The sequence below is a fragment of the Thermoactinomyces daqus genome (assembly GCF_000763315.1).
Classification (GTDB): Bacteria; Bacillota; Bacilli; order Thermoactinomycetales; family Thermoactinomycetaceae; genus Thermoactinomyces_A; species Thermoactinomyces_A daqus.
Window position 1 is genome coordinate 73,322 of sequence record NZ_JPST01000013.1, and the last position, 25,381, is coordinate 98,702.

At 51.5% G+C, this 25,381-nt stretch carries 23 protein-coding genes and 1 other annotated feature; of the genes, 20 read left to right on the top strand and 3 right to left on the bottom strand.

The genetic code is table 11. The features are described from left to right. The first annotated feature begins 19 nt into the window (after nt 1-19). The 7 genes from pgeF to ileS all read left to right on the top strand — a co-directional run bounded on the left by pgeF (nt 20) and on the right by ileS (nt 7,085). Nucleotides 20-850, top strand: a complete 831-nt coding sequence (pgeF, locus tag JG50_RS0106250) for a peptidoglycan editing factor PgeF (protein ID WP_033100253.1) — start codon at nt 20-22, stop codon at nt 848-850. Beyond that, nucleotides 820-1,557: a YggS family pyridoxal phosphate-dependent enzyme gene (locus JG50_RS0106255; RefSeq protein WP_235281625.1), complete on the top strand. Its 738-nt coding sequence runs from the start codon at nt 820-822 to the stop codon at nt 1,555-1,557. The genes pgeF and JG50_RS0106255 overlap by 31 nt, the downstream gene beginning before the upstream one ends. 14 nt (nt 1,558-1,571) lie before the next feature. Continuing rightward, nucleotides 1,572-1,991, top strand: coding sequence for a cell division protein SepF (locus tag JG50_RS0106260; RefSeq protein ID WP_033100254.1), 420 nt, complete (start codon nt 1,572-1,574; stop codon nt 1,989-1,991). Nucleotides 1,992-2,001: 10 nt separating this feature from the next. Beyond that, nucleotides 2,002-2,265, top strand: a complete 264-nt coding sequence (locus JG50_RS0106265; RefSeq protein WP_033100255.1) for a YggT family protein — start codon at nt 2,002-2,004, stop codon at nt 2,263-2,265. Beyond that, on the top strand, nt 2,262-3,047 hold the full coding sequence (locus tag JG50_RS0106270; protein WP_052154062.1) for a YlmH family RNA-binding protein: 786 nt from the start codon (nt 2,262-2,264) through the stop codon (nt 3,045-3,047). Before JG50_RS0106265 ends, JG50_RS0106270 begins: the two co-directional genes overlap by 4 nt. Before the next feature lie 88 nt (nt 3,048-3,135). After that, nucleotides 3,136-3,987, top strand: a complete 852-nt coding sequence (locus JG50_RS18140; RefSeq protein ID WP_052154063.1) for a DivIVA domain-containing protein — start codon at nt 3,136-3,138, stop codon at nt 3,985-3,987. 44 nt (nt 3,988-4,031) lie between these two features. Beyond that, nucleotides 4,032-4,260 (top strand) — a binding site (T-box leader). Nucleotides 4,261-4,310: 50 nt separating this feature from the next. After that, complete coding sequence (gene ileS / locus JG50_RS0106280; protein WP_033100309.1) at nt 4,311-7,085, top strand: isoleucine--tRNA ligase; 2,775 nt, start codon at nt 4,311-4,313, stop codon at nt 7,083-7,085. 83 nt (nt 7,086-7,168) lie between these two features. Here ileS and JG50_RS0106285 read toward each other — a convergent pair whose 3' ends face one another. After that, the gene (locus JG50_RS0106285) at nt 7,169-8,509 is read right to left on the bottom strand and encodes an amino acid permease (protein WP_033100257.1); all 1,341 of its coding nucleotides are present in this window, start codon (nt 8,507-8,509) and stop codon (nt 7,169-7,171) included. 227 nt (nt 8,510-8,736) lie between these two features. Here JG50_RS0106285 and JG50_RS0106290 point away from each other — a divergent pair, with 227 nt between their 5' ends. The 11 genes from JG50_RS0106290 (at nt 8,737) to pyrE (ending at nt 21,209) form a co-directional block, all read left to right on the top strand. Then, nucleotides 8,737-9,441, top strand: coding sequence for a TraR/DksA C4-type zinc finger protein (locus tag JG50_RS0106290; RefSeq protein WP_033100310.1), 705 nt, complete (start codon nt 8,737-8,739; stop codon nt 9,439-9,441). A gap of 106 nt (nt 9,442-9,547) precedes the next feature. Beyond that, nucleotides 9,548-10,033: a signal peptidase II gene (gene lspA, locus JG50_RS0106295; protein WP_033100258.1), complete on the top strand. Its 486-nt coding sequence runs from the start codon at nt 9,548-9,550 to the stop codon at nt 10,031-10,033. Between the two features lie 20 nt (nt 10,034-10,053). Beyond that, nucleotides 10,054-10,974, top strand: coding sequence for an RluA family pseudouridine synthase (locus tag JG50_RS0106300; RefSeq protein ID WP_033100311.1), 921 nt, complete (start codon nt 10,054-10,056; stop codon nt 10,972-10,974). A gap of 222 nt (nt 10,975-11,196) precedes the next feature. Further along, nucleotides 11,197-11,733 (top strand): bifunctional pyr operon transcriptional regulator/uracil phosphoribosyltransferase PyrR, encoded by a 537-nt coding sequence (gene pyrR / locus JG50_RS0106305; RefSeq protein WP_033100312.1) that lies wholly within the window; start codon nt 11,197-11,199, stop codon nt 11,731-11,733. A 143-nt stretch (nt 11,734-11,876) separates the two neighbouring features. After that, nucleotides 11,877-13,238 carry a uracil permease gene (uraA, locus tag JG50_RS0106310; RefSeq protein WP_033100259.1) on the top strand — a complete coding sequence of 454 codons (1,362 nt, stop codon included), beginning with the start codon at nt 11,877-11,879 and terminating at the stop codon, nt 13,236-13,238. Nucleotides 13,239-13,254: 16 nt separating this feature from the next. Continuing rightward, nucleotides 13,255-14,178, top strand: a complete 924-nt coding sequence (locus JG50_RS0106315) for an aspartate carbamoyltransferase catalytic subunit (protein WP_232330926.1) — start codon at nt 13,255-13,257, stop codon at nt 14,176-14,178. 3 nt (nt 14,179-14,181) lie between these two features. Continuing rightward, entirely contained in the window at nt 14,182-15,522 is a 1,341-nt protein-coding gene (locus JG50_RS0106320) for a dihydroorotase (RefSeq protein ID WP_052154065.1), read from the top strand. Further along, nucleotides 15,519-16,610: a glutamine-hydrolyzing carbamoyl-phosphate synthase small subunit gene (carA, locus tag JG50_RS0106325; RefSeq protein WP_033100260.1), complete on the top strand. Its 1,092-nt coding sequence runs from the start codon at nt 15,519-15,521 to the stop codon at nt 16,608-16,610. Before JG50_RS0106320 ends, carA begins: the two co-directional genes overlap by 4 nt. Further along, nucleotides 16,603-19,830: a carbamoyl-phosphate synthase large subunit gene (carB, locus tag JG50_RS0106330; RefSeq protein ID WP_033100261.1), complete on the top strand. Its 3,228-nt coding sequence runs from the start codon at nt 16,603-16,605 to the stop codon at nt 19,828-19,830. The genes carA and carB overlap by 8 nt, the downstream gene beginning before the upstream one ends. Before the next feature lie 81 nt (nt 19,831-19,911). Next, nucleotides 19,912-20,631 carry an orotidine-5'-phosphate decarboxylase gene (gene pyrF / locus JG50_RS0106335; protein ID WP_033100262.1) on the top strand — a complete coding sequence of 240 codons (720 nt, stop codon included), beginning with the start codon at nt 19,912-19,914 and terminating at the stop codon, nt 20,629-20,631. A gap of 5 nt (nt 20,632-20,636) precedes the next feature. After that, complete coding sequence (gene pyrE / locus JG50_RS0106340; RefSeq protein ID WP_152568500.1) at nt 20,637-21,209, top strand: orotate phosphoribosyltransferase; 573 nt, start codon at nt 20,637-20,639, stop codon at nt 21,207-21,209. 49 nt (nt 21,210-21,258) lie between these two features. On the opposite strand, the gene JG50_RS0106345 is transcribed toward pyrE, so the two are convergent. Further along, the gene (locus JG50_RS0106345; RefSeq protein WP_052154067.1) at nt 21,259-21,705 is read right to left on the bottom strand and encodes a YugN family protein; all 447 of its coding nucleotides are present in this window, start codon (nt 21,703-21,705) and stop codon (nt 21,259-21,261) included. A 36-nt stretch (nt 21,706-21,741) separates the two neighbouring features. Then, nucleotides 21,742-22,761 (bottom strand): spore photoproduct lyase, encoded by a 1,020-nt coding sequence (gene splB, locus JG50_RS0106350; RefSeq protein WP_033100263.1) that lies wholly within the window; start codon nt 22,759-22,761, stop codon nt 21,742-21,744. Nucleotides 22,762-22,946: 185 nt separating this feature from the next. Between splB and JG50_RS0106355 the strand changes: the two genes are divergently transcribed. Together JG50_RS0106355 and JG50_RS0106360 are read left to right on the top strand one after the other, a co-directional pair. Then, nucleotides 22,947-24,311, top strand: coding sequence for a cytochrome ubiquinol oxidase subunit I (locus JG50_RS0106355; protein WP_033100264.1), 1,365 nt, complete (start codon nt 22,947-22,949; stop codon nt 24,309-24,311). Further along, nucleotides 24,295-25,311, top strand: coding sequence for a cytochrome d ubiquinol oxidase subunit II (locus tag JG50_RS0106360; RefSeq protein ID WP_033100265.1), 1,017 nt, complete (start codon nt 24,295-24,297; stop codon nt 25,309-25,311). The genes JG50_RS0106355 and JG50_RS0106360 overlap by 17 nt, the downstream gene beginning before the upstream one ends. Nucleotides 25,312-25,381: the final 70 nt, after the last annotated feature.

Consider the following 25,381-nt stretch of genomic DNA (forward strand, 5'->3'; position numbering starts at 1 on the left):
GATACGAAGGAGGGAGTGTATGGAACCATTCAAATACCAGGATTTTGCCGCGATCCCTTGTTTTACACTGGAAGAGTGGGAAAAAGAGTTTCCGCATCTCGTGGTTGGATTCAGTGCCAGGAGAAAAGGGGAAGATCCGGACTGTCGCAATTATGCACTCCATGTCGGGGAGCGTCCGGAGCTGACGGTGCAAAATCGTCGCCAATTGGCCGAAATGCTGGGAATGCCCTTTGCCGCGTGGACTTGCGCGGAGCAGGTGCACGGGGTGGAAGTGGTTCATGTGACGGGAGAAGATCGCGGCAAAGGCAACACCACGCGCGAATCTGCTTTTGAAAATACAGACGGAATGCTGACGAAGGAAACAGACGTGCTGCTTACCGCTTTTTTTGCCGATTGCGTTCCTCTTTATTTCTACAGCCCGGAATTGGACATGGTGGGGGTTGCCCACGCGGGATGGAAGGGAACGGTCGGGAAGATCGGGACAAAAGTGATCGATCTGCTTGCCCAAGCGGGGGCGGACCGCGGCAACATTCGCGTGGCTATCGGTCCTTCGATCGGTCCTTGCTGCTATGAAGTGGATGACCGTGTTTATGAGCCACTCGAGCGGGCGATCGCCGATCCCCTCGCCCTGAAACGGGTTGCCGTGAGCCACATCCCCGGCAAGTGGCAGCTTGATTTGCGCAAAGCCAATGCGGAGTTGCTGAAACAAGCCGGAGTGAAACCGGAGCATATTTCTGTGACCAAATGGTGTACAAGCTGTGACAGAGATTATTTTTACTCTCACCGACGCGACCGTGGAAAAACGGGAAGAATGGTGGCATGGATTGGAAAGAAGGAAAGGAGATCCTGATGGACGAATTTGCTAATCGTTGGGAAAATGTGCAGAAAAGGATACAGCAGGCTTGCCACCGAGTCGGCCGGAACCCGAAGGAAATAAACGTCGTGGCAGTGACCAAATATGTGGATCTTGAGACAACAAAGCGTGCCCTTGATTTGGGATTATCGCACATCGGAGAGAACAAGGTTCAGGATTCGTTGCCGAAAATGGAGGCCATCGGAGACAGGGGCGTTTGGCATTTCATCGGCCGCCTGCAACGCAACAAGGTCAAAGACGTGATCGGACGGTTTCGTTATTTGCATTCCCTTGACCGGCCTTCACTGGCCGAAGAGCTTGACCGCCGCATCCGTTCGCGCCAGTGCGAACCGCTCCGTTGCTTCATTCAAGTGAATGTTTCCGGCGAAACATCAAAATCGGGAATTTCACCACAGGAATTAGAAGAATTTGCGCTCCACGTGGCGAATTATTCTACTATCGATGTGGTCGGGCTGATGACGATGGCGCCGATCGCGGAACATCCGGAAGAAGTGCGTCCTGTTTTTCGCGAGCTGAAACGTTTGCAAGAAAAAATACAACGGTTGAACCAGCCCCGTTTACAGATTCCACATTTGTCTATGGGCATGTCTCAAGATTTTGATATTGCCATTGAAGAAGGGGCGACATGGATTCGGTTGGGATCCGTGTTAGTTGGAAGAGGCAAACGGGGATGGAAGCCTTAAGGAGGCGATCTCCCATGACTTTCATGGATCGGATTATGGGTTTTTTTGGTGTGACCGACGAGGATCTGTATGAAGAGGAGACGAAGGAGCAAGACGAATCAGCTCCTTCCGTGCAAAAGGGACGGAGCAACATCGTTTCCTTGCATACACAAAAGAATATTCGCCTGGTTCTGTTTGAACCGAAGACATACGAAGAGTCTCCGGAAATCGCCGATCACCTGAAAAGCCATCGCCCGGTCGTTGTCAATCTCCAGCTGGTACGGCGGGATCAAGGGATCCGCATTATCGATTTTCTGAGCGGAACTGTTTATGCGCTGGGGGGGAATATCCAAAAATTGGGCAATAATATTTTTATATGCACCCCGGCCAATGTTGACATTCAAGGAACGATCACGGATTTCTTAAGAGAAGACGAGGCAAAAGATTTGAGGTGACCGTGTACACATGATACTTTCAATTTTAAATTGGGCATTTGAGATCTATTACATCCTGATTATTATCTACGTGTTCCTGTCTTGGGTGCCAAACCTGCAAGGGTCACCGGTAGGGATCTTGCTCCAGCGGATTGTGGAGCCCTATCTGTCGGTATTTCGCCGGTTTATTCCGCCGATCGGCATGATTGATATTTCACCGATCGTGGCCTTATTTGCTTTGCATTTTGTCCAAATGGGGATTTATGCGATTTTGGGATGGGTGGGTCTCATTTGAAACAGGCACATGAGAACATCCTGATGCATTTCCGCCCGGATGAGCGCCCGTTTGTCCTGCGCTGCCTCGATTGGGCCGAGCGGGCTTCAAACAGAAACCAGATGGTGTTGACGCCGTTTTTGGATCCGCGTGAGCAGACGATTCTTGAGACGATCGTGCGGCGCCACCCCGATCTGGTTTTCTTTGCGGATGGAGGGGCAGCAGACAGCGAGCGACGTCGCGCGGTGATCGCTCCGGATTATTATGCCCCGGATGAGCATATGAGTGGCCTGGCGTTTTTTCGGCTGGAATCTGCCAGCGGCAAACGCCTGGAGCACCCGGATGTTTTGGGAGCCCTTCTCGGTCTGGGAATCAAACGGGAAAAAACGGGAGATATTTATCCGCACGCGGATGGAGCGGATATTGTGGTGGCGGAAGAAATGGAGGAGTATGTCCGGATGCATGTTGGACAGGTAGGGCGGGAACGTGTTAACATAATAAAGATTTCTCGCGAAGAATTGACTCCGCCCGAACAAGCGTACGCGGTTCGTTCCATTTCGGTCGCTTCTTTGCGAGTCGACGCGGTCGTTGCGGAAAGTTGCCGGATCTCCAGAACGAAGGCATCGCTATTGGTGAAGAATGGAAAATGTAAGGTAAATTGGAAGTTGGTGGATCAACCTGATTATCCTGTGGAAGCAGGCGATCTCCTGTCAGTAAGAGGAATTGGACGCATACGTGTAGAAAGTATTGACGGAACAAGCAAAAAAGGAAGATTTTGGATTAAAATCGTATCTTTTATTTGAACGATATCCAAGCTTATGGCAATCTGGCAGGATATCTGGTAATATTGTCGAATAGGAAAGAATGCAATTTATCTAGGAGGTGCGGACGATGCCGCTTACACCTTACGATATACACAATAAAGAGTTTAAAAGATCTTTCCGCGGTTATGATGTAGATGAAGTAAATGATTTTCTTGATCAAATTATTAAAGACTTTGAACTCTTGACCCGCGAAAAATTGGAACTGGAGCAACAGGTAGAGGAGTTGCAGGCGGAGATCGAACGGTTGATGGAAGGCGAATCGATGTTCCAAACCGGACCGCAGCAAGCGCAACAACAGCAGACACCACCTCCGGCCCCACCGCAACCGCAACCGGTGCAACGATATCCGGAACCGATGCCGCAGTTGCAACCGTCCACGGCTGCTCTCACATCGATGGAGCAGAGCATTCACAAGTCGATTCGCGTTGCGCAGGAAGTGGCCGAAGAAGTGCGCTTGAACGCGAAAAAAGAAGCCGAGCTCATCGTGCAGGAAGCCGAGAAGAATGCCGATCGCATCATCAACGAAGCATTGCAGAAAGCGCGTGCGATCCACAGCGAGCTGCTTGATCTCAAGCAAAAAGCGACCGTTTATCGGGCACGTTTCCGCACCTTGGTGCAATCTCATCTGGACATACTGGAAAACTCCGATTGGGAGTCCTTGGAAGAATTGGAGAACGGCTTGGAAGAGCAAGGAAAGCAATTGGAGCAATATGCTGAACATACCCAGCCCAACGACTTGCTGATGGATCAGTCGACTCAGGAATATCAAGATTTCAGCGATGCGCTCAATAACGCGATGGATGACACGGCCATGATGGACGAGGTTGCTGCGACTTCTTCCTATTATGAGGATGAAGAGGAACCGCGTCGCGAATTGCGCAGAACTTCCCGTAAATTTAAGAAAAAAGCGATGTTCTGACGGGCCCCCGATCGTTCTGAAACATAGTTTCAAAATTGAGTCTGGTAATGGTAAGGAAAGGGAAGAGTAGATAGGGAAACTCGAGTACAGCGAATTAGGGATGGTGTAAGCCTAATCCGAGTTCTATCGAAAATCACCCTGGAACTGTCACCTGAAATTGGAGTAAGGTCGACCGCGTCATCTACGTTACGGATGGTTAAGAGGTTTTGCTGTCCTTTTTGCGGCGGCATAAACCAGTAGGGTGGTACCGCGGGAAACCTTCTCGTCCCTAAGTGGATGCAGAAGGTTTTTTTATTTTTCCCAATAAAGGAGTGAAGTTGAAGATGGCTGATTACAGCAAAACATTAAACCTTCCCAAAACAGATTTTCCCATGCGGGGAAATTTGCCGAAAAGAGAGCCGGAAGTGCAAAAATGGTGGGAAGAAATCGACATCTACGGCCAGGTTCTGGCCAAGAGAAAGGGAAATCCAAAATTTATCCTGCATGATGGCCCTCCTTACGCCAATGGCGACATTCACATCGGACACGCGCTGAATAAAACATTGAAAGATTTCATCGTTCGCTACAAATCGCTGAAGGGTTATTTCGCCCCTTATGTTCCAGGATGGGATACCCACGGTCTGCCGATTGAGCACGCCATTGTGTCGAAAAAGAAAGTGGACCGGAAAAATGTAGACCCGGTGCAATTCCGCGAGATGTGTAAAGATTATGCGCTTTCGTTTATAGAAAAGCAAAAAGCGCAATTCAAGCGGCTCGGTGTGCGCGGGGATTGGGATCATCCATATATCACCCTGCTTCCCGAGTATGAAGCAGCGCAGATTCGCGTATTTGGAAAAATGGTGGAGAAGGGGCATATTTACCGTGGGATGAAATCCGTTTATTGGTCCCCTTCGTCGGAAACTGCTCTGGCAGAGGCGGAAATCGAATATTACGACAAGTGCTCTGCATCGATTTATGTCACTTTCCCGGTGGAAAACGGCAATGGAGTTTTACCGGAACAAGATACCTATGTGGTGATCTGGACCACAACACCTTGGACGATTCCGGCCAATCTGGCAATCGCGCTCAATGAAGATTTCGATTACAGCCTTGTCCAGGCTGGTGAGCGCAAGCTGCTCATGGCCAAAGAGCTGGTCGATTCGGTTATGAAGACGGCGGAGATCGACAGTTATGAAACGATTGCCACCTACAAAGGAAAGGACCTGAACGGAGTGATTTGCCGCCATCCGTTCTATGACCGGAAAAGCCCGATCATCTTCGGTGACCATGTCACCCTCGATGCCGGGACAGGATGTGTGCATACGGCACCAGGCCATGGGGAAGAGGACTTCTATCTCGGGCAAAAGTATCAGTTGTGTGTCCTCTGCCCGGTCGACGGCAAGGGTAAAATGACTGCCGGAGCTCCCGGGTTTGAAGGACTGTTTTACGAAGATGCCAACAAGGAAGTGACGAAAAAACTGGAAGAAGTCGGGTGTCTGCTCAAGCTCACCTTTATCACGCACCAATATCCGCATGACTGGCGCACGAAAAAACCGGTCATTTTCCGGGCCACAGAGCAATGGTTCGCTTCGATTGACGGCTTCCGCGATGAGATGCTGGAAGAAATCAAAAACGTAAAATGGACGCCGTCATGGGGTGAAATACGGATTCACAACATGATTGCCGACCGGGGAGACTGGTGTATTTCGCGTCAGCGCATCTGGGGAGTGCCGCTGCCGATCTTTTATTGCGAAGAATGCGGGCATCCGCACATCAACGGCGAGACGATCGATTTTATTGCCGACCTTTTTGCCAAGGAAGGCTCGTCCGCATGGTATGCCAAAGAAGTGCACGAGTTGATGCCGGCAAACCAAAGCTGTTCCGAATGCGGGAGCAACCGTTTCCGCAAAGAGACAGATACGATGGATGTTTGGTTTGACTCCGGCAGCAGCCATATCGCCGTACTGGAGCAAAGGGAGGAACTGGCCTGGCCGGCTGATCTGTATCTTGAAGGGTCTGACCAATACCGCGGCTGGTTTAACTCATCCCTCTCCACCTCGGTTGCCACGAAAGGGCAGGCTCCGTATAAAGGCGTTTTGAGCCACGGGTTTACGATGGACGGCGAAGGGCGCAAAATGTCCAAATCCCTTGGTAATGTGATCGAACCGGCCAAGGTGATTAATCAATACGGGGCGGATATCCTGCGCCTTTGGGTTGCTTCCTCCGATTATCAGGCGGATCAGCGTTTGTCTGATGGGATTTTAAAGCAAATCGCCGAGGTTTATCGCAAACTGCGGAATACCTTCCGCTTCCTGCTCGGAAACCTGAATGGGTTTGATCCGGCAAAAGATCGTGTGCCGCTGGCGGAGTTGACTGAATTGGATCGGTTTGCCCTGATCAAATTGAACCGTTTGGTCGGCCGTATCAATCAAGCGTACGACGATTACGATTTTCACCAGGTTTATTATGACATCCATCATTTCTGCAACGTCTTTTTAAGCCAATTCTATCTGGATGTCCTAAAAGACCGGCTATATGTTCTGCTGCCTGATTCTCCTGTTCGTCGGTCGGCGCAAACCGTCCTGTATGAAATGCTGGTTACCTTGAACAAAATGCTGAATCCGATCATTCCCCACACTTCCGAGGAAGTTTGGCGACATACTCCGGGCGTTGAGGAAATCAGCGTTCAGTTAACGGATTTCCCTGAAGTGGAAGTTTCTGTTTTCGATGATGAACTGGAACAAAAGTGGGATCAATTGCTGCATGTTCGCGATGTCGTCCTCAAATCGCTCGAAGAAGCGCGTGCAGCCAAATTGATCGGCAACTCCCTCGGGGCGTCGGTGGAACTGACTCCGTCGGAAAAAACGTATCAATTTCTTTCCAGTGTCGATGAGCTGGAACAGGTGTTCATCGTTTCCGACGTAAAATTGAATCCTCCGTCGCATGAGGTGACGGAAGAGCAGAAAGTGCACGTGATTGTCCGTGTGGCGGAAGGGGAAAAATGCGAACGCTGTTGGGTGGTTTCCCCGAGCGTCGGCAAGAACGAAGACCATCCGACCTTGTGTAACCGCTGCGCCTCAATTCTGCGAGAAGCCCATTTTGATGTCGAGATCAATTAAACAAAACAAAAGGCCTGGCGAATCAAAAACGCCAGGCTTTTTTTATGGGATCGCCGCCCAACCGTATTTCCGCGGCGATGTTTCTATTCGGTCAAAATGCGTTGATTTGGTTTCAGCCATTGCGAGGCGATGGTAAGAACGAGAATAATGGCCAGGTAAACAATGGTGTTGATCAGATTTTTGGGAGACAGCAGGACAAAAATCATAATGGCTGCCAGGACGATTAGGGTGATGCCGGTGGTAAAAGGGAAGAAAGAGAGCCGAAAATCCGGCGTTCGTTCATATTTTCCCCGCAGTTTCAAATGGGAAAGACAGATGAGAATCCAAGTGAGTATCACAGTGTATCCGGGAATCCCCATCAGATACTGAAAGACGCTTTCGGGAGCGATGAAGGCCACCAGCGATCCCAAAAAGAGACAGACCGAGCTTGCCGCCAGGGCGTAGATGGGAACACCTCTTTTTCCCAAACGGGTAAAAAAGGCGGGTGCTTCTTTTTCGCCGGCCAGTGAATACAACATGCGGGTCGTCGCATACATCCCGGAATTGGCAGCGGATATGACCGCGGTCAGCAAAATGAAGTTCATGATGTTGGCTACTCCTTTTAAGCCGACGGCGGACAATACTTCGACAAACGGGCTTCCGCTGCTCTTTACCTGATCCCAGGGGATGAGGCCCGTAATGATCAGAAGGGGAAGCACGTAAAAGAGACAGATGCGCAAAATCACTCCTTTAATCACGCGGGGGAGCGTTTTTTTTGCGTCCTTCATTTCGGTGATGGTCAAGCCGATCATTTCCGTTCCGCCATAGGAGAAAATGACGATCAGCAATGAGGAAAGCACTCCTTGCCAACCCAATGGGAAAAAGCCGCCATGCACACGGTAGTTGGTCAGTCCGGGCGCCTGGGCCGACGGGATGATGCCAAACAGCAAAAGCGCCCCGAGGATGACAAATACGATTAAGGTAACGATTTTCACGCTGGTCAGCCAGTATTCGATTTCGCCAAACAAGCGGACGCTGAAAAGGTTGATCGCGATGATCACCAGCGTCACGATCAGACTGAGCAGCCAGACCGGGACGGAAAACCAATATTGCAAAAAGGTTCCGGCCGTAACGATCTCGACGGCCATCACCAACACCCATTGAATAAAATAAAGCCAGCCCAAAATAAAGGAAACACGAGTGCCAAACGCTTTATGAACAAGACCGCGCAAATCTGTTCCGGCAAATCCCAATGCCATTTCGGCCATGGCGCTCATGACGATATAGAGCAGGATACCGGCGAGCGCATAAGAAAAGATCACCCCGGGCCCGGCGGCAGAAATGGTTTCTGCACTTCCCTGAAAGATTCCTGCTCCGATCGCGCCTCCCAAGGCCATCATTTGTACGTGGCGCGGGAGCAGCTGTTTTTGTAAATGGTCGCTCATTTTTTCCCCCCACTTTTTTCTTTATTACCCAAAAGCATAACAGCGCTGAAGTATTTTTGGAAGATGAACAAAAAAAGCAAATGAATTCGCAATAATATAATTAACGATTTTAATGCCTGTTCCCATTTACTTTTACCTGCTTTTGCACATGAAATGCGGGAAAGAGGACAGCCTAGGAAAATAAAGAGGTTTTGTTGAAATCCAGAGGAAGTTTGGAGGAAACGGGCATGAATGAAAGCCAGCTGCAACAGCTTAAAAGCCAGTTGATCAAAGAGAAGGAAGAAATTGTCCGGCGGTTGAGCCGGAATGACAATTATGGCATGGAAGTGTCGATGAACAATTCCGTCGGGGAATTGTCGGGCTATGATAACCATCCGGCCGACCTGGGGACAGAAATGTTTGAGCGCGGAAAGGACCTTGCGCTGAATGAAGCGGATGAACGCCATTTGCAGGATATTGAGGCTGCGCTGGAACGGATGGAAACGGGCCAATACGGCATTTGCAAGAAATGCGGCAGGGAGATTCCGTTTGAGCGCCTGGAGGCGGTTCCGGTCACGGAATATTGTGTGGAGCACAATCCGCAGCAACATTCCTCGATGCGCAGGCCGGTTGAAGAGAAAGTTCTTAACCGGATTCAGATGAACAACGATCACAGCGAATCCAACTTTTATGATGGGGAAGATGCTTGGCAGGAAGTGGAGCAATACGGAACGTCCAATCCCCCGGATTTTTTTGCCAGCGGCCGAAATTACAACGAATTGACAGTGGATCACGATGAACAGAGGGGATATATCGATCTGTTGGAAGGCTTTTCAATTACGGATCAGTCCGGCAATGACAGCGGCATCACCGAGATTACCCACAATCAGTCTTATGAGCAGAAGGACAAGGAAGAATCCTTGGAGGAAAGAGATGCAGACTTTACCGGATGACCGGATGCGAGGCTTCGCGTTGCCTTGTTTGACCAGGCTTGACTGTGCTACAATCGGAGAGAAATAATGTGGAGATGCTCTACGGTGGGAGACAGGAGGAAGGCATTTGAGATATTTGATAACGGCATTTTCCATTTTGTTATTGGATCAGTGGACGAAATGGTTGGTCGTTCACAACATGTCTTTATATGAATCGATCCCGGTGATTAACAATTTCTTCTATATTACTTCCCATCGCAATCGCGGCGCGGCATTTGGGATTCTTCAGAACAAGCAGTGGTTGTTTATTCTGATTACGGTCGTCGTGATTGCGTTTGTTCTCTACTATCTCTGGCAGCTGAAACATGACCGTCCGATGATGTCCTATGCCTTTTCCCTCATCTTGGGCGGAGCGTTTGGCAACCTGATCGATCGGGTGGAAAACGGGGAAGTCGTCGATTTTTTGCATTTCCAGTTCGGGTCTTATCAGTTTCCCATTTTTAACTGTGCCGATTCGGCTATTGTGGTGGGTGTGATTGTACTAGTGATTATCACCTTGATCAGTCCCGCGGCCCAGAACAACAATGAGTTGACCAAGGCGGGGGACTCATGATGACGGAACAAAGCGGGCAAATGGAACATTATGAATGGAACCTTCCGGATGAAGAAGCAGGTGAGCGTCTGGATAAATGGATTTCATCTTTGAATGAAGAATGGACACGAACCAGGGTACAGGGATGGATTGAGGAAGGACGGGTACGGGTCAATAATCGAACCCGCAAGGGAAATTACCGGCTTAAGGCGGGGGACAGAGTGGAATTGGATGTCCCGCCGGTGGCAGAACTGGAAGTCGCACCGGAAGCGATCCCGCTCGATATTCGCTACGAAGATCAGGACGTGATCGTCGTTAATAAGCCACGGGGAATGGTGGTGCATCCCGGTGCGGGAAATACTGCAGGCACACTGGTCAATGCCCTGCTTTACCATTGTAAGGGAGAGTTGTCCGGCATCGGAGGCGTGGCGAGACCGGGAATAGTGCACCGCATTGATAAAGATACTTCCGGTCTGATTATGGTCGCCAAAACCGATCTTGCGCATCAGTCATTGGTAGCCCAGTTGAAGGAGCATTCGGTGGAACGGGCTTATACGGCGATTGTTCACGGGGTGATCCCGCATGATCACGGAACGATTGATGCCCCGATCGGCAGAGATCCGGCGAACCGGCAACGGATGGCGGTTGTCCACCAAAACAGCAAACATGCGGTTACCCATTTTACCGTACGCCGGCGATTTCGCGATGCCAGTGTGGTCGAATGCCGTCTGGAAACGGGAAGAACCCATCAGATTCGGGTTCATATGAAGTATATCGGCTATCCGCTGATCGGCGATCCGGTCTACGGCCTGAAGAAAAATTCCTATGCCATCAGCGGGCAGGCTTTGCACGCGCAAATCATCGGTTTTACCCACCCTCGCACCGGCGAACGCATTCGTTTGGAAGCGGAGTTGCCCGAGGATATGCAAAAACTGCTCGAGCGCCTGGCCGCAAAATCGTAATAAGCATTGACAATTTCCATCTGCTGATGCATAATACTCCTTGAGCATATTGGACCTTTAAATCCAGTCCAGAGAGGCTGGCAAGGGCACGGAAGTGATATAGGATTTGCATGTCCGCGGGAGGAGTATGCCCGCGGGTTGGTTACGCTTCTTGTCTGCCCTTGGACAAGAAGTTTTTTTATGGCCGTAAAAAGATGGGAAAAGGGAGGAGCAGGGCATCCGATGAGCAAAGAGAAAATCATTTTGGATGAGGCAGCGATTCGCCGGGCGTTGACCCGGATCGCTCACGAAATTTTGGAGCGAAACAAAGGCGTCGATGATTGCCTCCTGGTCGGGATCAAAACCAGAGGCGTCTTTCTGGCCAAGCGGCTGAGGGAACGCATTTACAGCATCGAAGGAAAAAAAGTTCCGATCGGGGATCTGGATATTACCCTTTACCGGGATGACCTGACGGAGAAGTATGAACATCCGGAAGTGAAGAAAACCGATGTTCCGGATATTAAAGGAAAAAAAGTGATTTTGGTTGATGATGTTCTCTATACAGGCCGAACGGTACGGGCGGCAATGGATGCTCTGGTCGACCTGGGACGGCCGCAGATGATTCAGTTGGCTGTTCTGATCGACAGAGGGCATCGCGAGCTGCCGATTCGTCCGGATTATGTGGGAAAAAACGTCCCCACTTCCAAAAGCGAAATGGTATCGGTTTTTCTTACTGAGGTCGATGAAGGAGAAGATCGCGTCAGCCTGCAAACAAAATAAGAGTTTTCCCTTTTAAGGCGGTCCCGTGAGGCCGGCAAAGGGAACGCGGAATCGTGCTGCGCATGAACGGTGTATCTATCCTGCGTCTCTTTGCCATACGGGTAAAGAGACTTTTTTTATATCAAAAAAAGGGGTGAATGTGAATGAATCGTTTGATTGAAATGGATGTGCATGAAAGGCCGAAATGGCATCGCTGGCTGTTCCTCAGTTTCCAACACTTGTTTGCCATGTTCGGCTCCACGGTGCTGGTTCCGATCCTGACCGGATTAAGCCCGTCCGTGGCCCTGATGTCCAGCGGAATCGGGACCTTGGCTTATCTGATCGTCACCAAAGGCAGAATTCCGGCATATCTCGGATCCTCCTTCGCCTTTATTGTTCCCATTATCTCTGTGTCACAAGGAGGAAAATATCTGGGCAATGCCCTGTTCGGGTGTTTTGTTGTCGGGTTGATGTACGGTGTGGTGGCGCTGATTGTTTACCGGTTCGGGGTGAAATGGCTGGATTCGCTTTTGCCGCCGGTCGTGATCGGGTCAGTCGTAATCGTGATCGGGCTGGCGTTGGCCGGAACAGCCGTCGATATGGCCGGCAAAAAAGATGTGGTCGAAGCCCTGCCGCATACAGCAGCCGGGTGGCAACACTTGGACGGAACGATTAAAAGCATCGATTCGGCAAAAGGTACGGTAACGGTGCATGTGTACTCGCTGAAAAACTTTTCTGTCGCCTTGGCCACACTGGCCATCGCCATAATCGCCAGCCTGTTTTTCCGCGGATTTTTCAGCATCATCCCCATTCTGATCGGAATTTGCGGGGGGTACCTGGTGGCGCTGGCAGCGGGCATGGTCGATTTTTCACCGGTTCATGAGGCCAAATGGTTTCAGCTTCCCCATGTCGTCTCCCCCTCGTTCTCCTGGCATGCGGCCCTGGTTATGCTGCCGGTCACACTGGTTGTCCTGGCAGAGCACATCGGACATCTGCTGGTGCAGGGAGAGTTGATGGGAAGGGATTTGACAAAAAACCCCGGGTTGTATCGTTCCCTTCTGGGAGATGGCCTGGCGACCTGCATCGCATCCCTGATCGGCGGACCGCCGGCGACCACGTACGGGGAAAATATCGGGGTCATGGCCATCACGCGCATTTTCAGCGTGTGGGTGATCGGAGGGGCAGCGGTGCTGGCGATCAGCTTCGGATTCATCGGCAAATTTGCGGCCCTGATCCAAACGATTCCGACTCCGGTCATGGGCGGTGTCTCCATCCTTCTGTTCGGGATTATCGCTTCGGCCGGTTTGCGCATGCTGATCGAACACAAAATTGATTTCAGCGACCGGCGCAATCTGGTGATCGCCGCTGTCATCATGGTGATCGGCGTGGGTGGAGCCTTGCTCCGCTTCAGCGGCATCCATCTGGAATTGGAAGGAATGGCTTTGTCCACCGTGATCGGCATCCTGTTGAATCTGGTTTTGCCCAAGCGGGCAAAGGAAGAGAAGACTGTGGCGGAAGCCGCCTGACAATGGAGGATAAACAATGAGAGCACCGATGACCCGTTCACCGTTTCGTCATTTGATGGATACGAGCGAACTGACAAAAGAGGAGATCAGACGGATTCTGGAGCGGGCCCATTTTTGGGAGGAACATCAGGCCAGCGGATTGGCTCCTTTCACGGGCAGATTTGCTGCCAACCTGTTCTTTGAACCGAGTACCCGCACCCGCTTTTCCTTTGAAGTAGCGGAAAAGAGATTGGGGATGCAAGTAGTCAACTTCACCCCGGATGTTTCAAGCAGCACCAAAGGAGAGTCCCTGTTTGACACGGTGAAAACCCTGGTTTCGATCGGAGTGGAAGTAGCCGTGATTCGCCTGACGGACGAGCAGGAATTGCTCTTTCTGATCAAACAGAACCCCGGCTGTGCGATTATCAATGCAGGGGCAGGCAGTTTTGCACATCCCAGCCAGTCCTTGCTCGATCTTTACACTCTGGTCAAGCATTTCGGGGATCTTACCGGCAAAAGAGTGGCAGTGATCGGCGATATTGCCCACAGCCGTGTGGTGCGTTCCAATCTCTGGACCCTGAAGCAATTCGGTGCGGAGATGATTGTGAGCGGGCCGGAGGAAATGCGCGATCCCGAGGTGGAGCGGATCGCCCCGTATGTTTCGTTTGAAGAAGCATTGAGAACGGCGGATGTCGTGATGTTGCTCCGGGTTCAGCTGGAGAGGCATCAAGGGAAGCTTTTTTCCTCGCGGGAAGAGTATCACCGCCGTTACGGGCTTTCCGCCGAGCGGCTCAAGATCATGAAACCGGAAGCGATCATCATGCATCCGGCTCCGGTTAACCGGGGTGTGGAAATTGCCGATGAGCTGGTGGAGCATCCCCGCTCGAAAATATTTGAACAGATGAAAAACGGCGTTTGGATTCGGATGGCGATCTTGGAACGAGCATTGGGGGAATGGTAGGGAATGAAAACGATATTGAAAAATGGCCTGGTGTTCCGGTCCGTTTCCGAGGGATGGAGCAAACAGGATATCGTGATCGAAGGAAACTGGATTGTGCAAATGGTTGACAACGCACCCGAAGAAGAGGGGGCGCGGGTGATTGATGTCGGCGGCAAACGGGTGGTTCCGGGCCTCATCGATATGCATGTCCACTTGCGGGAACCGGGATTTGAACAAAAAGAGACGATCGAAACGGGAGCGAAGGCTGCGGCGAAAGGCGGCTTTACGACGATTGCTCCGATGCCGAACACCCGGCCGGTGACCGATTCGTCCGAAATCGTGCAGAAAGTGATCAACCGCGCCCGCGAAGTCGGTCTGGTACGCGTTTTGCCTTACGGTGCGATTACAGTGAGAGAATGCGGGCAACAGCTGACCGATATGAAAAGCCTGAAGCAAGCGGGAGTGATCGGGGTAACCGATGACGGTGTCGGGATCCAGTCGGCCGGGATGATGAAAGAGGCGATGCTGCTTGCCCATGAACTGGGACTGCCGGTCGTTGCCCACTGCGAAGATGACAGCCTGGCCAAAGGCGGGGTGATGCACGACGGTGAAGCAGCCAAACGGTTCGGATTAAAAGGGATTCCTTCCGAGGCGGAGTCGGTTCATGTGGCGCGGGACATTTTGCTGGCTGAGGAGATCGGCGTTCATTACCATGTGTGCCACATCAGTGCCGAACAATCCGTTCGTCTGGTGCGCGAAGCCAAAGCGCGGGGGCAGCGTGTGACGGCGGAAGTGACTCCCCACCATCTTCTCTTGTGCGATGAGGATATTCCGGCACCGGACGGGCGCTGGAAAATGAATCCCCCGCTTCGCTCGCGACGGGACAGGGAAGCGCTGATTGCCGGATTGAAAGACGGCACCATCGACATCATTGCCACGGATCATGCCCCGCACACCAGCGAAGAAAAAGCGCTGGGCATGGAAAAAGCCCCTTTCGGCATCGTCGGCCTGGAAACAGCTTTTCCCCTGCTTTACACCCACCTGGTGCTGAAGGATGGCATTCTCACCCTGGAGGAATTGATTGATAAAATGACCCGCAAACCAGCGAAAGTGTTCGGTCTTCCTTACGGTGAGATCGCTGAAGGGAAAGCGGCCGACCTGACGGTAATTGATCTGGAGACGGAACGGACGATTGAGCCGGAAACCTTTCTCTCCAAAGGGAAAAACACACCATTTGGAGGGTGGAATGTGAAAGGATGGCCGGTTTTGACGATCATGGACGGCCGGATCACATGGGAAGATGCAAAACCGGAATCCTTGACCGGACCGGGAAAATGGACGGAACAGAAGGAGGATCAGCGATGAAGGCAAGGTTGCTCTTGGAAGATGGAACGCTTTTCACGGGAACCTCATTTGGTGCGGAGGGAAAGAGGGTCGGTGAAATTGTGTTTAACACCAGCATGACCGGTTATCAGGAGATTTTGACTGATCCTTCTTACTGTGGGCAGATTATCACGATGACCTATCCCCTGATCGGGAATTACGGGATTTCACGTGACGATAATGAATCACTGCGCCCGTACGCCCATGGTTTGCTCGTGCGCGAATACGCTGAGTATGCCAGCAACTGGCGCAACGAATTGTCTCTGGGCACATTTTTAAAAGAATACGGATTGATCGGGATCGCCGGCATCGACACACGGATGCTGACCCGGAAAATTCGCCTCCGCGGAACGATGAAAGGCGTGATCACCACCGGGAACGAATCGCCGGAAGAGCTGAAGGAGGCTCTGTCTTCGCCGATGATGCGGGATCAGGTGGCACGCGTCAGTACGAAAAGCATTCATATCGCTCCCAATGTCGGCAAACGGGTGGTGCTGATCGATTTTGGAGCCAAACACAATATTGTGCGGGAATTGGTGGAGCGAAATTGCGAAGTGATCACAGTGCCTTACAATATCACAGCCGAGGAAATCCTGCGCTTCCGTCCGGATGGGGTGATGCTGTCCAATGGCCCTGGAAATCCGAAGGATGTGCCTGAGGGAATTCGCACGATTCAAAAACTGATGGGAAAAGTTCCTCTTTTTGGAATTTGCCTGGGGCATCAGCTGGTCGCCCTCGCCGCCGGAGCGGATACGGAGAAAATGAAGTTCGGGCATCGCGGCGGAAACCACCCGGTGAAAGAACTCTCAACCGGCCGTACGGTGATCACCGCGCAAAACCACGGGTTTGCCGTGACAGCAGACTCCGTTAAAAATACTGAGCTGGAGATTACGCATATTGCCTTGAACGATGGCACGGTGGAAGGGCTCCGGCACAAAACGCTGCCGGTCATCACCGTCCAGTATCATCCGGAATCGGCCCCGGGCCCGCTCGATTCGGGTTACCTGTTCGATCGCTTCCTTGAGATGATGGAGTCTTTTGCACGGAAGGGAGAGACGATGAATGCCTAAAGATTCGACATTGAAGAAAATTTTGGTGATCGGTTCCGGGCCGATTGTAATCGGGCAGGCGGCCGAATTTGATTATGCGGGCACACAAGCCTGCCAGGCTCTGAAAGAGGAAGGACTTGAAGTGGTTCTGGTCAACAGCAACCCGGCCACGATCATGACCGACACCAACATGGCAGACCGCGTCTATATTGAACCGCTGACCGCCGAATTTATTACGCAGGTGATTCGCAAGGAACGCCCGGACGGACTGCTTCCCACCCTTGGCGGGCAAACGGGCTTAAACCTGGCGGTGGAACTGGCGAAACAAGGGGTTCTTGAACGGGAAGGAGTACGACTGCTGGGAACGGATCTCCATGCCATCACCTGTGCGGAGGACCGGGATTTGTTCCGTAAACTGATGAAGGAACTGGATGAACCGGTGCCGGAGAGCGCAATTGTTCACACGGTCGAGGAGGCGTCAGCGTTTGCCGATGAAGCCGGTTATCCGGTCATCGTGCGCCCTGCTTACACGCTGGGCGGTACGGGGGGCGGAATCGCCAGGGACAAAAATGAATTGCAAGAGATTGTTGAAAACGGGCTGCGCTACAGTCCGATCACCCAATGCCTGATCGAGAAGAGCATCGCCGGATATAAAGAGATTGAATATGAAGTGATGCGCGATGCCGCCGATAACTGTATCGTCGTGTGCAACATGGAAAACTTCGACCCCGTGGGCGTTCACACCGGTGACAGCATAGTGTTTGCCCCGAGCCAAACCTTGTCCGATCGCGAGTATCATATGCTTCGCACCTCAGCGCTCAAAATCATACGGGCGCTCAACATTCAGGGCGGTTGCAACATCCAGTTTGCCCTCGACCCGCACAGTTTCCAATACTATGTGATTGAAGTGAATCCACGGGTGAGCCGTTCCAGCGCACTCGCTTCCAAAGCGACGGGGTATCCGATCGCCCGGATCGCGGCCAAAATCGCCGTCGGTTATACGCTGGATGAACTGAAAAATCCGGTAACGGGCCAAACGTATGCTTGCTTTGAGCCGACGCTCGATTATGTTGTCAGCAAAATTCCGCGCTGGCCCTTTGATAAATTTGTTTCCGCCAACCGCAAGCTGGGAACGCAGATGAAAGCGACCGGAGAAGTGATGGCCATCGGGCGCACTCTGGAAGAATCACTTCTGAAAGCCGTGCGTTCGCTGGAAATAGGTCTGCATCATATACAGGTGCCGGACAGCGGGAAAATTCCTGACGAAAAGCTGAGAGAGCGTTTGGTGACCGCGGATGATGAATGGCTTTTCCTCGTGGCCGAATGGTTCCGGCGCGGAGGAAGCCTGGAGGAAGCTCACGAGCTTTCCAAAATTGACCGCTTTTTCCTCCATAAAGTGAAGCGGATCATCGAGTTGGAAGAAACCTTGCAGCAAGCGGAGGAACTGACGCCGGAGCTGCTGCTTGCCGCCAAGAAAACGGGTTTCGCTGACCGGACGATCGGTCAGTTGCGCGGGATGCCGGAAAATGAAGTGCGTCAGTTGCGCAAGCAATGGGGGATTCAGCCAGTCTATAAAGTGGTGGATACCTGTGCGGCCGAGTTTGAAGCGGAAACGCCCTACTACTATTCCAGTTATGAACAGGAAGATGAAGTGGTTTCCGCCGGCAAGAAAAGCGTCATCGTCCTCGGTTCCGGCCCGATCCGCATCGGACAGGGTGTGGAATTTGACTATGCCACCGTCCATGCCGTCTGGGCGATCCGCAATGCCGGGTATGAAGCGGTTATTATCAATAATAACCCGGAAACAGTGTCCACCGATTTCAATACGTCTGACCGCCTTTACTTTGAACCGCTTTATAAAGAAGATGTGCTCAACATCATTGAAAAAGAGAAACCCTATGGAGTGGTCGTACAGTTCGGCGGACAAACAGCGCTCAATCTGGCGCGGGATCTGCGCGATGAGGGGATCAACATCCTGGGCACTTCCCTGGAAGAAATCGATCGTGCCGAAGACCGCAAGAAATTTGAACAGCTTTTGAGCAAAAACAATATCGCGCAACCGCCGGGATCGGCCGTCACCTCGGTCGAAGCTGCGGTGGAGACTGCCGCACACCTGGGCTATCCGGTGCTGGTGCGTCCCTCGTACGTACTGGGCGGACGGGCAATGGAAATTGTCTACAATGAATCGGAACTGCGCAGTTACATGAAGCTGGCGGTCAAGGTAAATCCGGAGCATCCTGTCCTGATCGACCGCTATCTGCTCGGCAAGGAACTGGAAGTGGACGCCATCAGTGATGGCATCGATGTCCTGATTCCAGGCATCATGGAGCACATCGAGCGAGCCGGTGTCCATTCCGGGGATTCCATCGCCGTATACCCTCCGCAATCGATTACGCAAGAACAGAGGGAACAGCTGGTCACCATCACGGCTCAGATTGCCAAAGCATTAAACATCAAAGGGCTGATCAATATCCAATTCGTCCTGTACAAAGGGGAGATCTATGTGCTGGAAGTAAATCCGCGCGCTTCCCGGACGGTACCTTTTTTGAGCAAAGTGACCTGCATCCCGATGGCACAAGTGGCCACCAAAATCGCGTTGGGTCAATCGCTTAAAGAACAGGGATACAGCAGTGGCCTGTGGCAGGAGAGTCCGGAGGTGGCTGTCAAAGTGCCGGTTTTCTCCTTCGCCAAATTGCGCCGCGTCGATATCACGCTGGGCCCGGAAATGAAGTCCACAGGAGAAGTGATGGGGCGCGACCGCGATTATGCCCGGGCGGTCTACAAGGGGCTCCTGGCAGCGGGAATCGCCTTGCCGCGCTTTGGCACAGTCGTAGCCACGATCGGGGACAAAGAGAAGGAGGAAGCGATTCCGCTCATGCTCCGCTTCCATCAATTGGGGTATAAAATCGTCTCCACCAGCGGTACGGCAGACATGCTGGAAAAAGCGGGATTGCCGGTCGAACGCGTGCACAAATTGAAAGAAGGCTCTCCGAACATTCTCGATCTGATTCGCAACGGAAAAGCGGACCTGGTGGTAAACACCTGGACGCGCGGGCGAACACCGGAGCGCGACGGGTTCCGCATTCGCCGTGAGGCGGTCGAACACGGCATCGCCTGTCTCACTTCTTTGGATACAGTGGATGCGCTCCTCACGACGCTGGAGTCAATCCATCTCAATGCAGAACCGATCGGTGCGCCGCAAGTACCCGGAAAAAAAGCGGCAGAGGCACTGATGGTTTAAACCGATGGAGAAAAGAGGGTTGCGCCTGTGCGGACGACTGCGAACCCGCTTTTCATCTGAATTTTTCAAGGAGGGAGCAGCGTGCGGGCAGAAGAGCGGGTGATCATCGCACTGGATTATCCGGGTGCGAACGAAGCCGAACAATTGTTGCAAGCCTGGGCTTTTTCACAAAACAAACCGTTTATCAAAGTGGGTTATCAGCTTTTTTACGCTGTCGGGCCGGAATGGGTTGTGAAACGAAAACAGGAAGGATTTCCCGTCTTTCTCGATTTGAAATTGCATGATATCCCGAATACGGTTGCGAAAGGGATCGAATCTCTCAGCCGTTTCGGAGTTGATTTATTGACGATTCATGCTTGCGGCGGGCGCGCCATGCTGGAAGCGGCGAAGGAGGCTTGTGAGAAAGCGGGGGCCGGAACCCGGTTGTTGGTGGTGACGCAACTGACCAGCACCGACCGGAAAATGTTGAATGAGGAACTGGGCATTCCGGGCAGCGTTGAATCGAGTGTGATCCGCTATGCCCAATTGGCTTACCGGGCAGGGGTTGACGGTGTCATCTGTTCGGGGCGGGAAAGCGGAATGGTCAAACAGGCCACTTCGAATGATTTTCTCGCAGTAACCCCCGGAATCAGGCCTGCTCACGCTGAGGCTCAAGATCAAAAAAGAGTGTTGACTCCGGGTGAAGCGATTCAGTCGGGAGCCGATTATCTCGTCATCGGCCGTCCGATTACCCGGGCAACTGATCCGATTGCCGCGTTTGAAGCGATAGTCAAAGAGATAAAAGAAGTGTTGGAGGAGTGATAGAGATGGCATGTCTGGTGGAAGAAGCGATTGAACGGACAGGGGTTTTAAAGGAAGGGCACTTTCTGTTGTCATCCGGGCGCCACAGCGGGAAATATATGCAATGCGCCGCCCTGCTTCAGTATCCGCAGGATGCCGGGAAGGCCGGAGAAGCGATTGCCTCTCTGTTCAAGGGAGAGAAGATCGATGTCGTGGTCGGGCCGGCGCTCGGGGGCGTGATCATCGCCCATGAAGTGGCAAGGGCTTTGAACGTTCGCTGTCTGTTTGCCGAACGGAAAGACGGGAAAATGGAGCTGCGGCGCGGTTTTGCCATTCAGCCGGGTGAAAGGGTGTTGGTGGTGGAAGATGTCGTGACCACCGGCGGCTCGGTCAAGGAAGTGATTGAGTTGCTGCTTCCCCTTGGTGCCGTGATCGCAGGAGTGGGCGCCATCGTTGATCGCACCGGAGGGAAAAATCCCTTTGCTTACCCGTTCCGCGCGCTGACGAAGATTCACATTGAAAGCTATGAACCGGAAAACTGCCCTCTTTGTCAGCAAGGGTTGCCTGTGCACAAGCCGGGCAGCCGCACTGCGAAATGAGGAAGGGAGTCAGGGGACAGCCAGGATCGAAATACGGTCCCGGCTGTTTTTATTTGGGAGATGATGATTCCAAAAGGTGCGTTTCGATTTTGTTCTCGATTTTGGCGACAATCTGCCTGGCTCTGGAACTCCATTCCTCCCCGATTTTCGCGTCGTCTGTGGGCAAAGGTTCGCTGAACTGGTTAACGAGAGAACTGACAACTCCAATATCAGCAGACGGGTCGTTTTTGGTACGAAATTCATGCTTGATGACGAACGGTTTGCCCAGCCGAACGATGGCATCCTTTTCCTGCATTTCGCCTTTTACAACATATACGGGAATGCGCAAATAGTAGCGGTAACCCTGTTCATTTTCCCAATCAAGAGGATGGTCGAAATAACCGTGCTCGTAGGTCCAACCGCCTCCCAGAACGAACCCTTCCGGATAAAGCAAATCGGTCATCGTCCCGAAGCTGGTCTGAAATCCTTCAATTTTGCTTGAATCAATCGTGAGCATAATGTTGACTCCTTTGCAAGACAAAAACGGATTTACTCAGGTGAAATATTCCACGCAAGCATTTGGAAAATACCGTGCGATTTGTTCCCTCATGTGCTCTTCCAATTCTTTCATCTGCGTTTCCTGGTAAACATACTTCACTCTGCCATAGCGTCCCCATTTCTTTTTTCTTTTTTCTTCCTCCATCTCCAGTTTGGATTTGGGATACCGCTGTAAGATTATTTTCTTTGCGGTTTGTGTAAACCGGTGGGAAATCAGTTCAAATGTGAGCCCGTTTGTTTCGGGAAGTTCCTGGCTCAGCCTTTTTAACAATTGCGTGTATCCTTCTTTCCATCCGTCATAAAGAATCAATGGGGCGATGATAAATCCGAGCGGATAACCGGCCCGTGCCACTTTTCCGGCAGCTTCCACCCGTTCGTCAAAGGAAGCGGTGGCCGGCTCGAATTGGCGAATGACATAATCGGCATTGACGCTGAACCGAAACCGGGTATGCCCGTTGTGGGTTGCATCCAGCAAACTGTCCACGTTTGCGAATTTGGTGACAAAACGGAGCCTTCCCAGTTCCTGTTTTCCCATAAACTCAATCGTTTTTTTCAGCGATCCGGTTAGATGTTCAATCCCGACCGGGTCAGAGGTACATGCTGCTTCAAACCGTGTAATTTCAGGGGATCGTTCCTGTATATATTTGGCTGCCGCCTCGAAAATTTCTTCCAGATTAACGTAAACCCGGATATAGGGACGATTCCCCAGCGTTGTTTGCAGATAACAGTAGTGACAATGCCCCATACAACCGGTAGCCAATGGGATGGCATATTCCGCAGATGGCTTGGATGGTTCGAACTTCAGTGTTTTGCGCACCCCGACAACCAGCGTTTTTTTCGCGATCCGATACTTCTCCAGGTCATTTTTTCCGGGCAAGTTGGTAATGCGGTTGTGCGAAGTAGTCATCCGTACCGGAATATTTGAGTTTTTGAAACGGTTATACAGTTCTTGTCCCAATGGATACTCAAGCGCCTGGGGTTCAAAATAAATCAAATCGGGCTGAAATAATTTCATGTCATCCACCTCGACTTTAGTTTTTCCAGTCGAGGCGCTTCCTATGTTCAGAAGGGAAAGGGGACCGTGACGGAGGAAAGGGTGGTTTTGGGCATTTTTATGTTGAAAAGAAAATTGCTTGTATAGATTTTCCAATCTCATGGGTAAACTGGATTTTAGGATCAGAAGCGAAGGAGTGCAAATGATTGGATCAAGTTGTCTTGGCACGGGCTTTTTTCGGAACATCGCTCGCTTTTCATATTATTTATGCGACTTTGGGCATCGGGCTCTCTTTCATGGTATTTTTGAGTGAGCTTCTGCACAACTGGAGAAAAGACAGGGATTATGCACTGATGGCCAAACGCTGGACAAAGTCGATGGGGATTTTGCTTGGAGTGGCCATTCCCAGCGGAACGATCGTGGCCATACAGTTGTCTTTGTTATGGCCGGGTTTTATGAAAATCGTCGGTCAAGTCATATCGGTTCCGTTTGAGATTGAAATCTTTGCCTTTTTCCTCGAAGCATTAGCTTTATCCATCTATGTTTATGCCGCTGACCGCCTTTCTCCTTATATGCGTGTCATTGCCGTCTTTTTGGTGGCTGTGGGTGCGACGGCATCAGCTGTTCTCATCACATCCGCCAACACGTGGATGAATACCCCGGCAGGTTTTGACATGAAACCGGATGGAACGATTTATCATGTAAATCCGTGGAAGGCTTTCTTTAACCCCAGCTTTGTGGACACAGCCTATCATGTGGTGATCAGCGCTTTGATGACAGGGGCTTTTGCCGTGGTATCGGCCGCCGCTTACCGTCTGTTGAAAAGCGGCCGCGAAGAAGAAGCCATCCATCGCAAAGCTCTCATTTTGGGATTGGTAACAGCGTTTATCACTTCGTTCTTCACCATTTTTACCGGCCATGACTCCGCCCAAAACCTGCATCGGTATACACCGGAAAAACTGGCGGCGGCAGAGGGCCTGTTTGAAACGACAAAGTATGCCCCGATTGTCATCGGCGGTTTTGTCGATCAAAAGGAACAAACGGTTAAATACGGGATTGAAATTCCGTATTTTCTCAGCTTCCTCGCCGGAAACCGTTTTGATACGGAAGTGAAAGGCTTGAACGAATTTCCACGGGATACATGGCCGCCTGCTTATGTCCATACTTTGTTCAACGTGATGGTTGGAATCGGGATTCTGTTGTTTGTGGTCACAGCGTACAGCCTTTATTACTGGTGGAAAAAGGCTCGGGCCGGAAAGCCGTTTCCGCGCTGGTTATTGTGGGGATTGGCTTACAGCGGTCCGGTTTCCATGCTGGGAATTGAAGTGGGCTGGATCTTCAGTTGCAGCGGACGGCAGCCGTGGACGATTTACGGGTTTCAACGAACGACCGAAGCGGCGACCAAGGCGGGAAACCTGGGGGGTTTGTACATCCTGTTTTCCCTGGTTTATCTCATGTTAAGCGTGATGGTGGCAGTGGTGTTGATTTCCTATTTTAAGCGCAATCCGCTCAGAAAAGATCTGGATCTACTTAAACATGTAGGAGTGAAACCACATGGTTCAACCCATTGAACCCTCAATTGCAATCTTGCTGGTATGGTTGCTGTTGTATATTTACAGTATCGCCGGATCGGTTGATTTTGGGGCCAGCTTTTGGGCGATGGTTTACGCGGATAAAAATACACGGGCCGGGCGGATTGCCAATCGTTTTTTGTCACCCACCTGGGAAGTGACCAACACCGTTCTCGTGTTGCTGGTTGTCGCCTTCGTCGGCTTTTTTCCCAAAGCGGCGTATATTCTCGGTACGGTGTTGCTGGTTCCGGTCAGCATCATTTTGCTCCTCATCGCCATTCGCAGCGCGTTTATGGTTTTTGCCTATTCGGTGGAGGGGTATCAAAAAGCGCTGCGCATTATTTCCGGATTGACGGGGCTTTTTGTCCCGGCACTTCTGATCAGCGCCCTTCCCGTGACTGAAGGAGGTTTTGTCAGGAGATTGGCGGACAGGGAAATCCTGCTGTTCGATAAATGGCTGTCCAGTCCTTCTGTCTATTTATACATGTTGTTCGGTCTGACATCGGAGTTATTTTTGTCCTCTCTGTTTTTGGCCGATTATTCCCGGGAATCGTCGGACGATGAGGCTTACCGCCTCTACCGGAAAATCGCGTTGATCTTCGGTCCGGTCACCATCCTTGTGGCAGTGCTGACTCTTTATTTTTCCAAGCCGGAAGCGCAGTGGCTATTATTGGGTTTAAGCAGGCAAAAAGAGTGGTTTGCCCTTTCGATCATCGCCTTTTTGATCGCTTATGTTTCCTTGTGGTGGAAGGATGGCAGGCCAAGGGTGGCAGTGGTGTTTGTGGCCATCCAATATGCATTGGCCACCTTCGCTTACGGCGTCGCACATCTTCCGTATATCGTTTACCCGTTCATGACCGTCAATGAAGCGTTTACCAATATTGACACGTTTTATTCGCTGTTGAAAGTCTTTGCAGTCGGTCTCGCTCTCCTGTTGCCCGGATTCCTTGTTTTTTGGAGATTTTTTCTGAAGGATAAGCGGTATTTGCAAAAAAGTTGAATCCCGCCGTTTCGCTTTCGTCAGTGAACAGGGGTTGTGTGAAAGCCGTATGCTCCCATGGAAAAAAACA

Excerpts from the sequence above, each read along its gene's own strand:
- pgeF (WP_033100253.1), top strand. The coding sequence starts at position 20 with ATGGAACCATTCAAATACCAGGATTTTGCCGCGATCCCTTGTTTTACA.
- JG50_RS0106255 (WP_235281625.1), top strand. The coding sequence starts at position 820 with ATGGATTGGAAAGAAGGAAAGGAGATCCTGATGGACGAATTTGCTAAT.
- JG50_RS0106260 (WP_033100254.1), top strand. The coding sequence starts at position 1,572 with ATGACTTTCATGGATCGGATTATGGGTTTTTTTGGTGTGACCGACGAG.
- JG50_RS0106265 (WP_033100255.1), top strand. The coding sequence starts at position 2,002 with ATGATACTTTCAATTTTAAATTGGGCATTTGAGATCTATTACATCCTG.
- JG50_RS18140 (WP_052154063.1), top strand. The coding sequence starts at position 3,136 with ATGCCGCTTACACCTTACGATATACACAATAAAGAGTTTAAAAGATCT.
- ileS (WP_033100309.1), top strand. The coding sequence starts at position 4,311 with ATGGCTGATTACAGCAAAACATTAAACCTTCCCAAAACAGATTTTCCC.
- JG50_RS0106285 (WP_033100257.1), bottom strand. The coding sequence starts at position 8,509 with ATGAGCGACCATTTACAAAAACAGCTGCTCCCGCGCCACGTACAAATG.
- JG50_RS0106290 (WP_033100310.1), top strand. The coding sequence starts at position 8,737 with ATGAATGAAAGCCAGCTGCAACAGCTTAAAAGCCAGTTGATCAAAGAG.
- JG50_RS0106300 (WP_033100311.1), top strand. The coding sequence starts at position 10,054 with ATGGAACATTATGAATGGAACCTTCCGGATGAAGAAGCAGGTGAGCGT.
- pyrR (WP_033100312.1), top strand. The coding sequence starts at position 11,197 with ATGAGCAAAGAGAAAATCATTTTGGATGAGGCAGCGATTCGCCGGGCG.
- uraA (WP_033100259.1), top strand. The coding sequence starts at position 11,877 with ATGAATCGTTTGATTGAAATGGATGTGCATGAAAGGCCGAAATGGCAT.
- JG50_RS0106315 (WP_232330926.1), top strand. The coding sequence starts at position 13,255 with ATGAGAGCACCGATGACCCGTTCACCGTTTCGTCATTTGATGGATACG.
- JG50_RS0106320 (WP_052154065.1), top strand. The coding sequence starts at position 14,182 with ATGAAAACGATATTGAAAAATGGCCTGGTGTTCCGGTCCGTTTCCGAG.
- carA (WP_033100260.1), top strand. The coding sequence starts at position 15,519 with ATGAAGGCAAGGTTGCTCTTGGAAGATGGAACGCTTTTCACGGGAACC.
- carB (WP_033100261.1), top strand. The coding sequence starts at position 16,603 with ATGCCTAAAGATTCGACATTGAAGAAAATTTTGGTGATCGGTTCCGGG.
- pyrE (WP_152568500.1), top strand. The coding sequence starts at position 20,637 with ATGGCATGTCTGGTGGAAGAAGCGATTGAACGGACAGGGGTTTTAAAG.
- JG50_RS0106345 (WP_052154067.1), bottom strand. The coding sequence starts at position 21,705 with ATGCTCACGATTGATTCAAGCAAAATTGAAGGATTTCAGACCAGCTTC.
- splB (WP_033100263.1), bottom strand. The coding sequence starts at position 22,761 with ATGAAATTATTTCAGCCCGATTTGATTTATTTTGAACCCCAGGCGCTT.
- JG50_RS0106360 (WP_033100265.1), top strand. The coding sequence starts at position 24,295 with ATGGTTCAACCCATTGAACCCTCAATTGCAATCTTGCTGGTATGGTTG.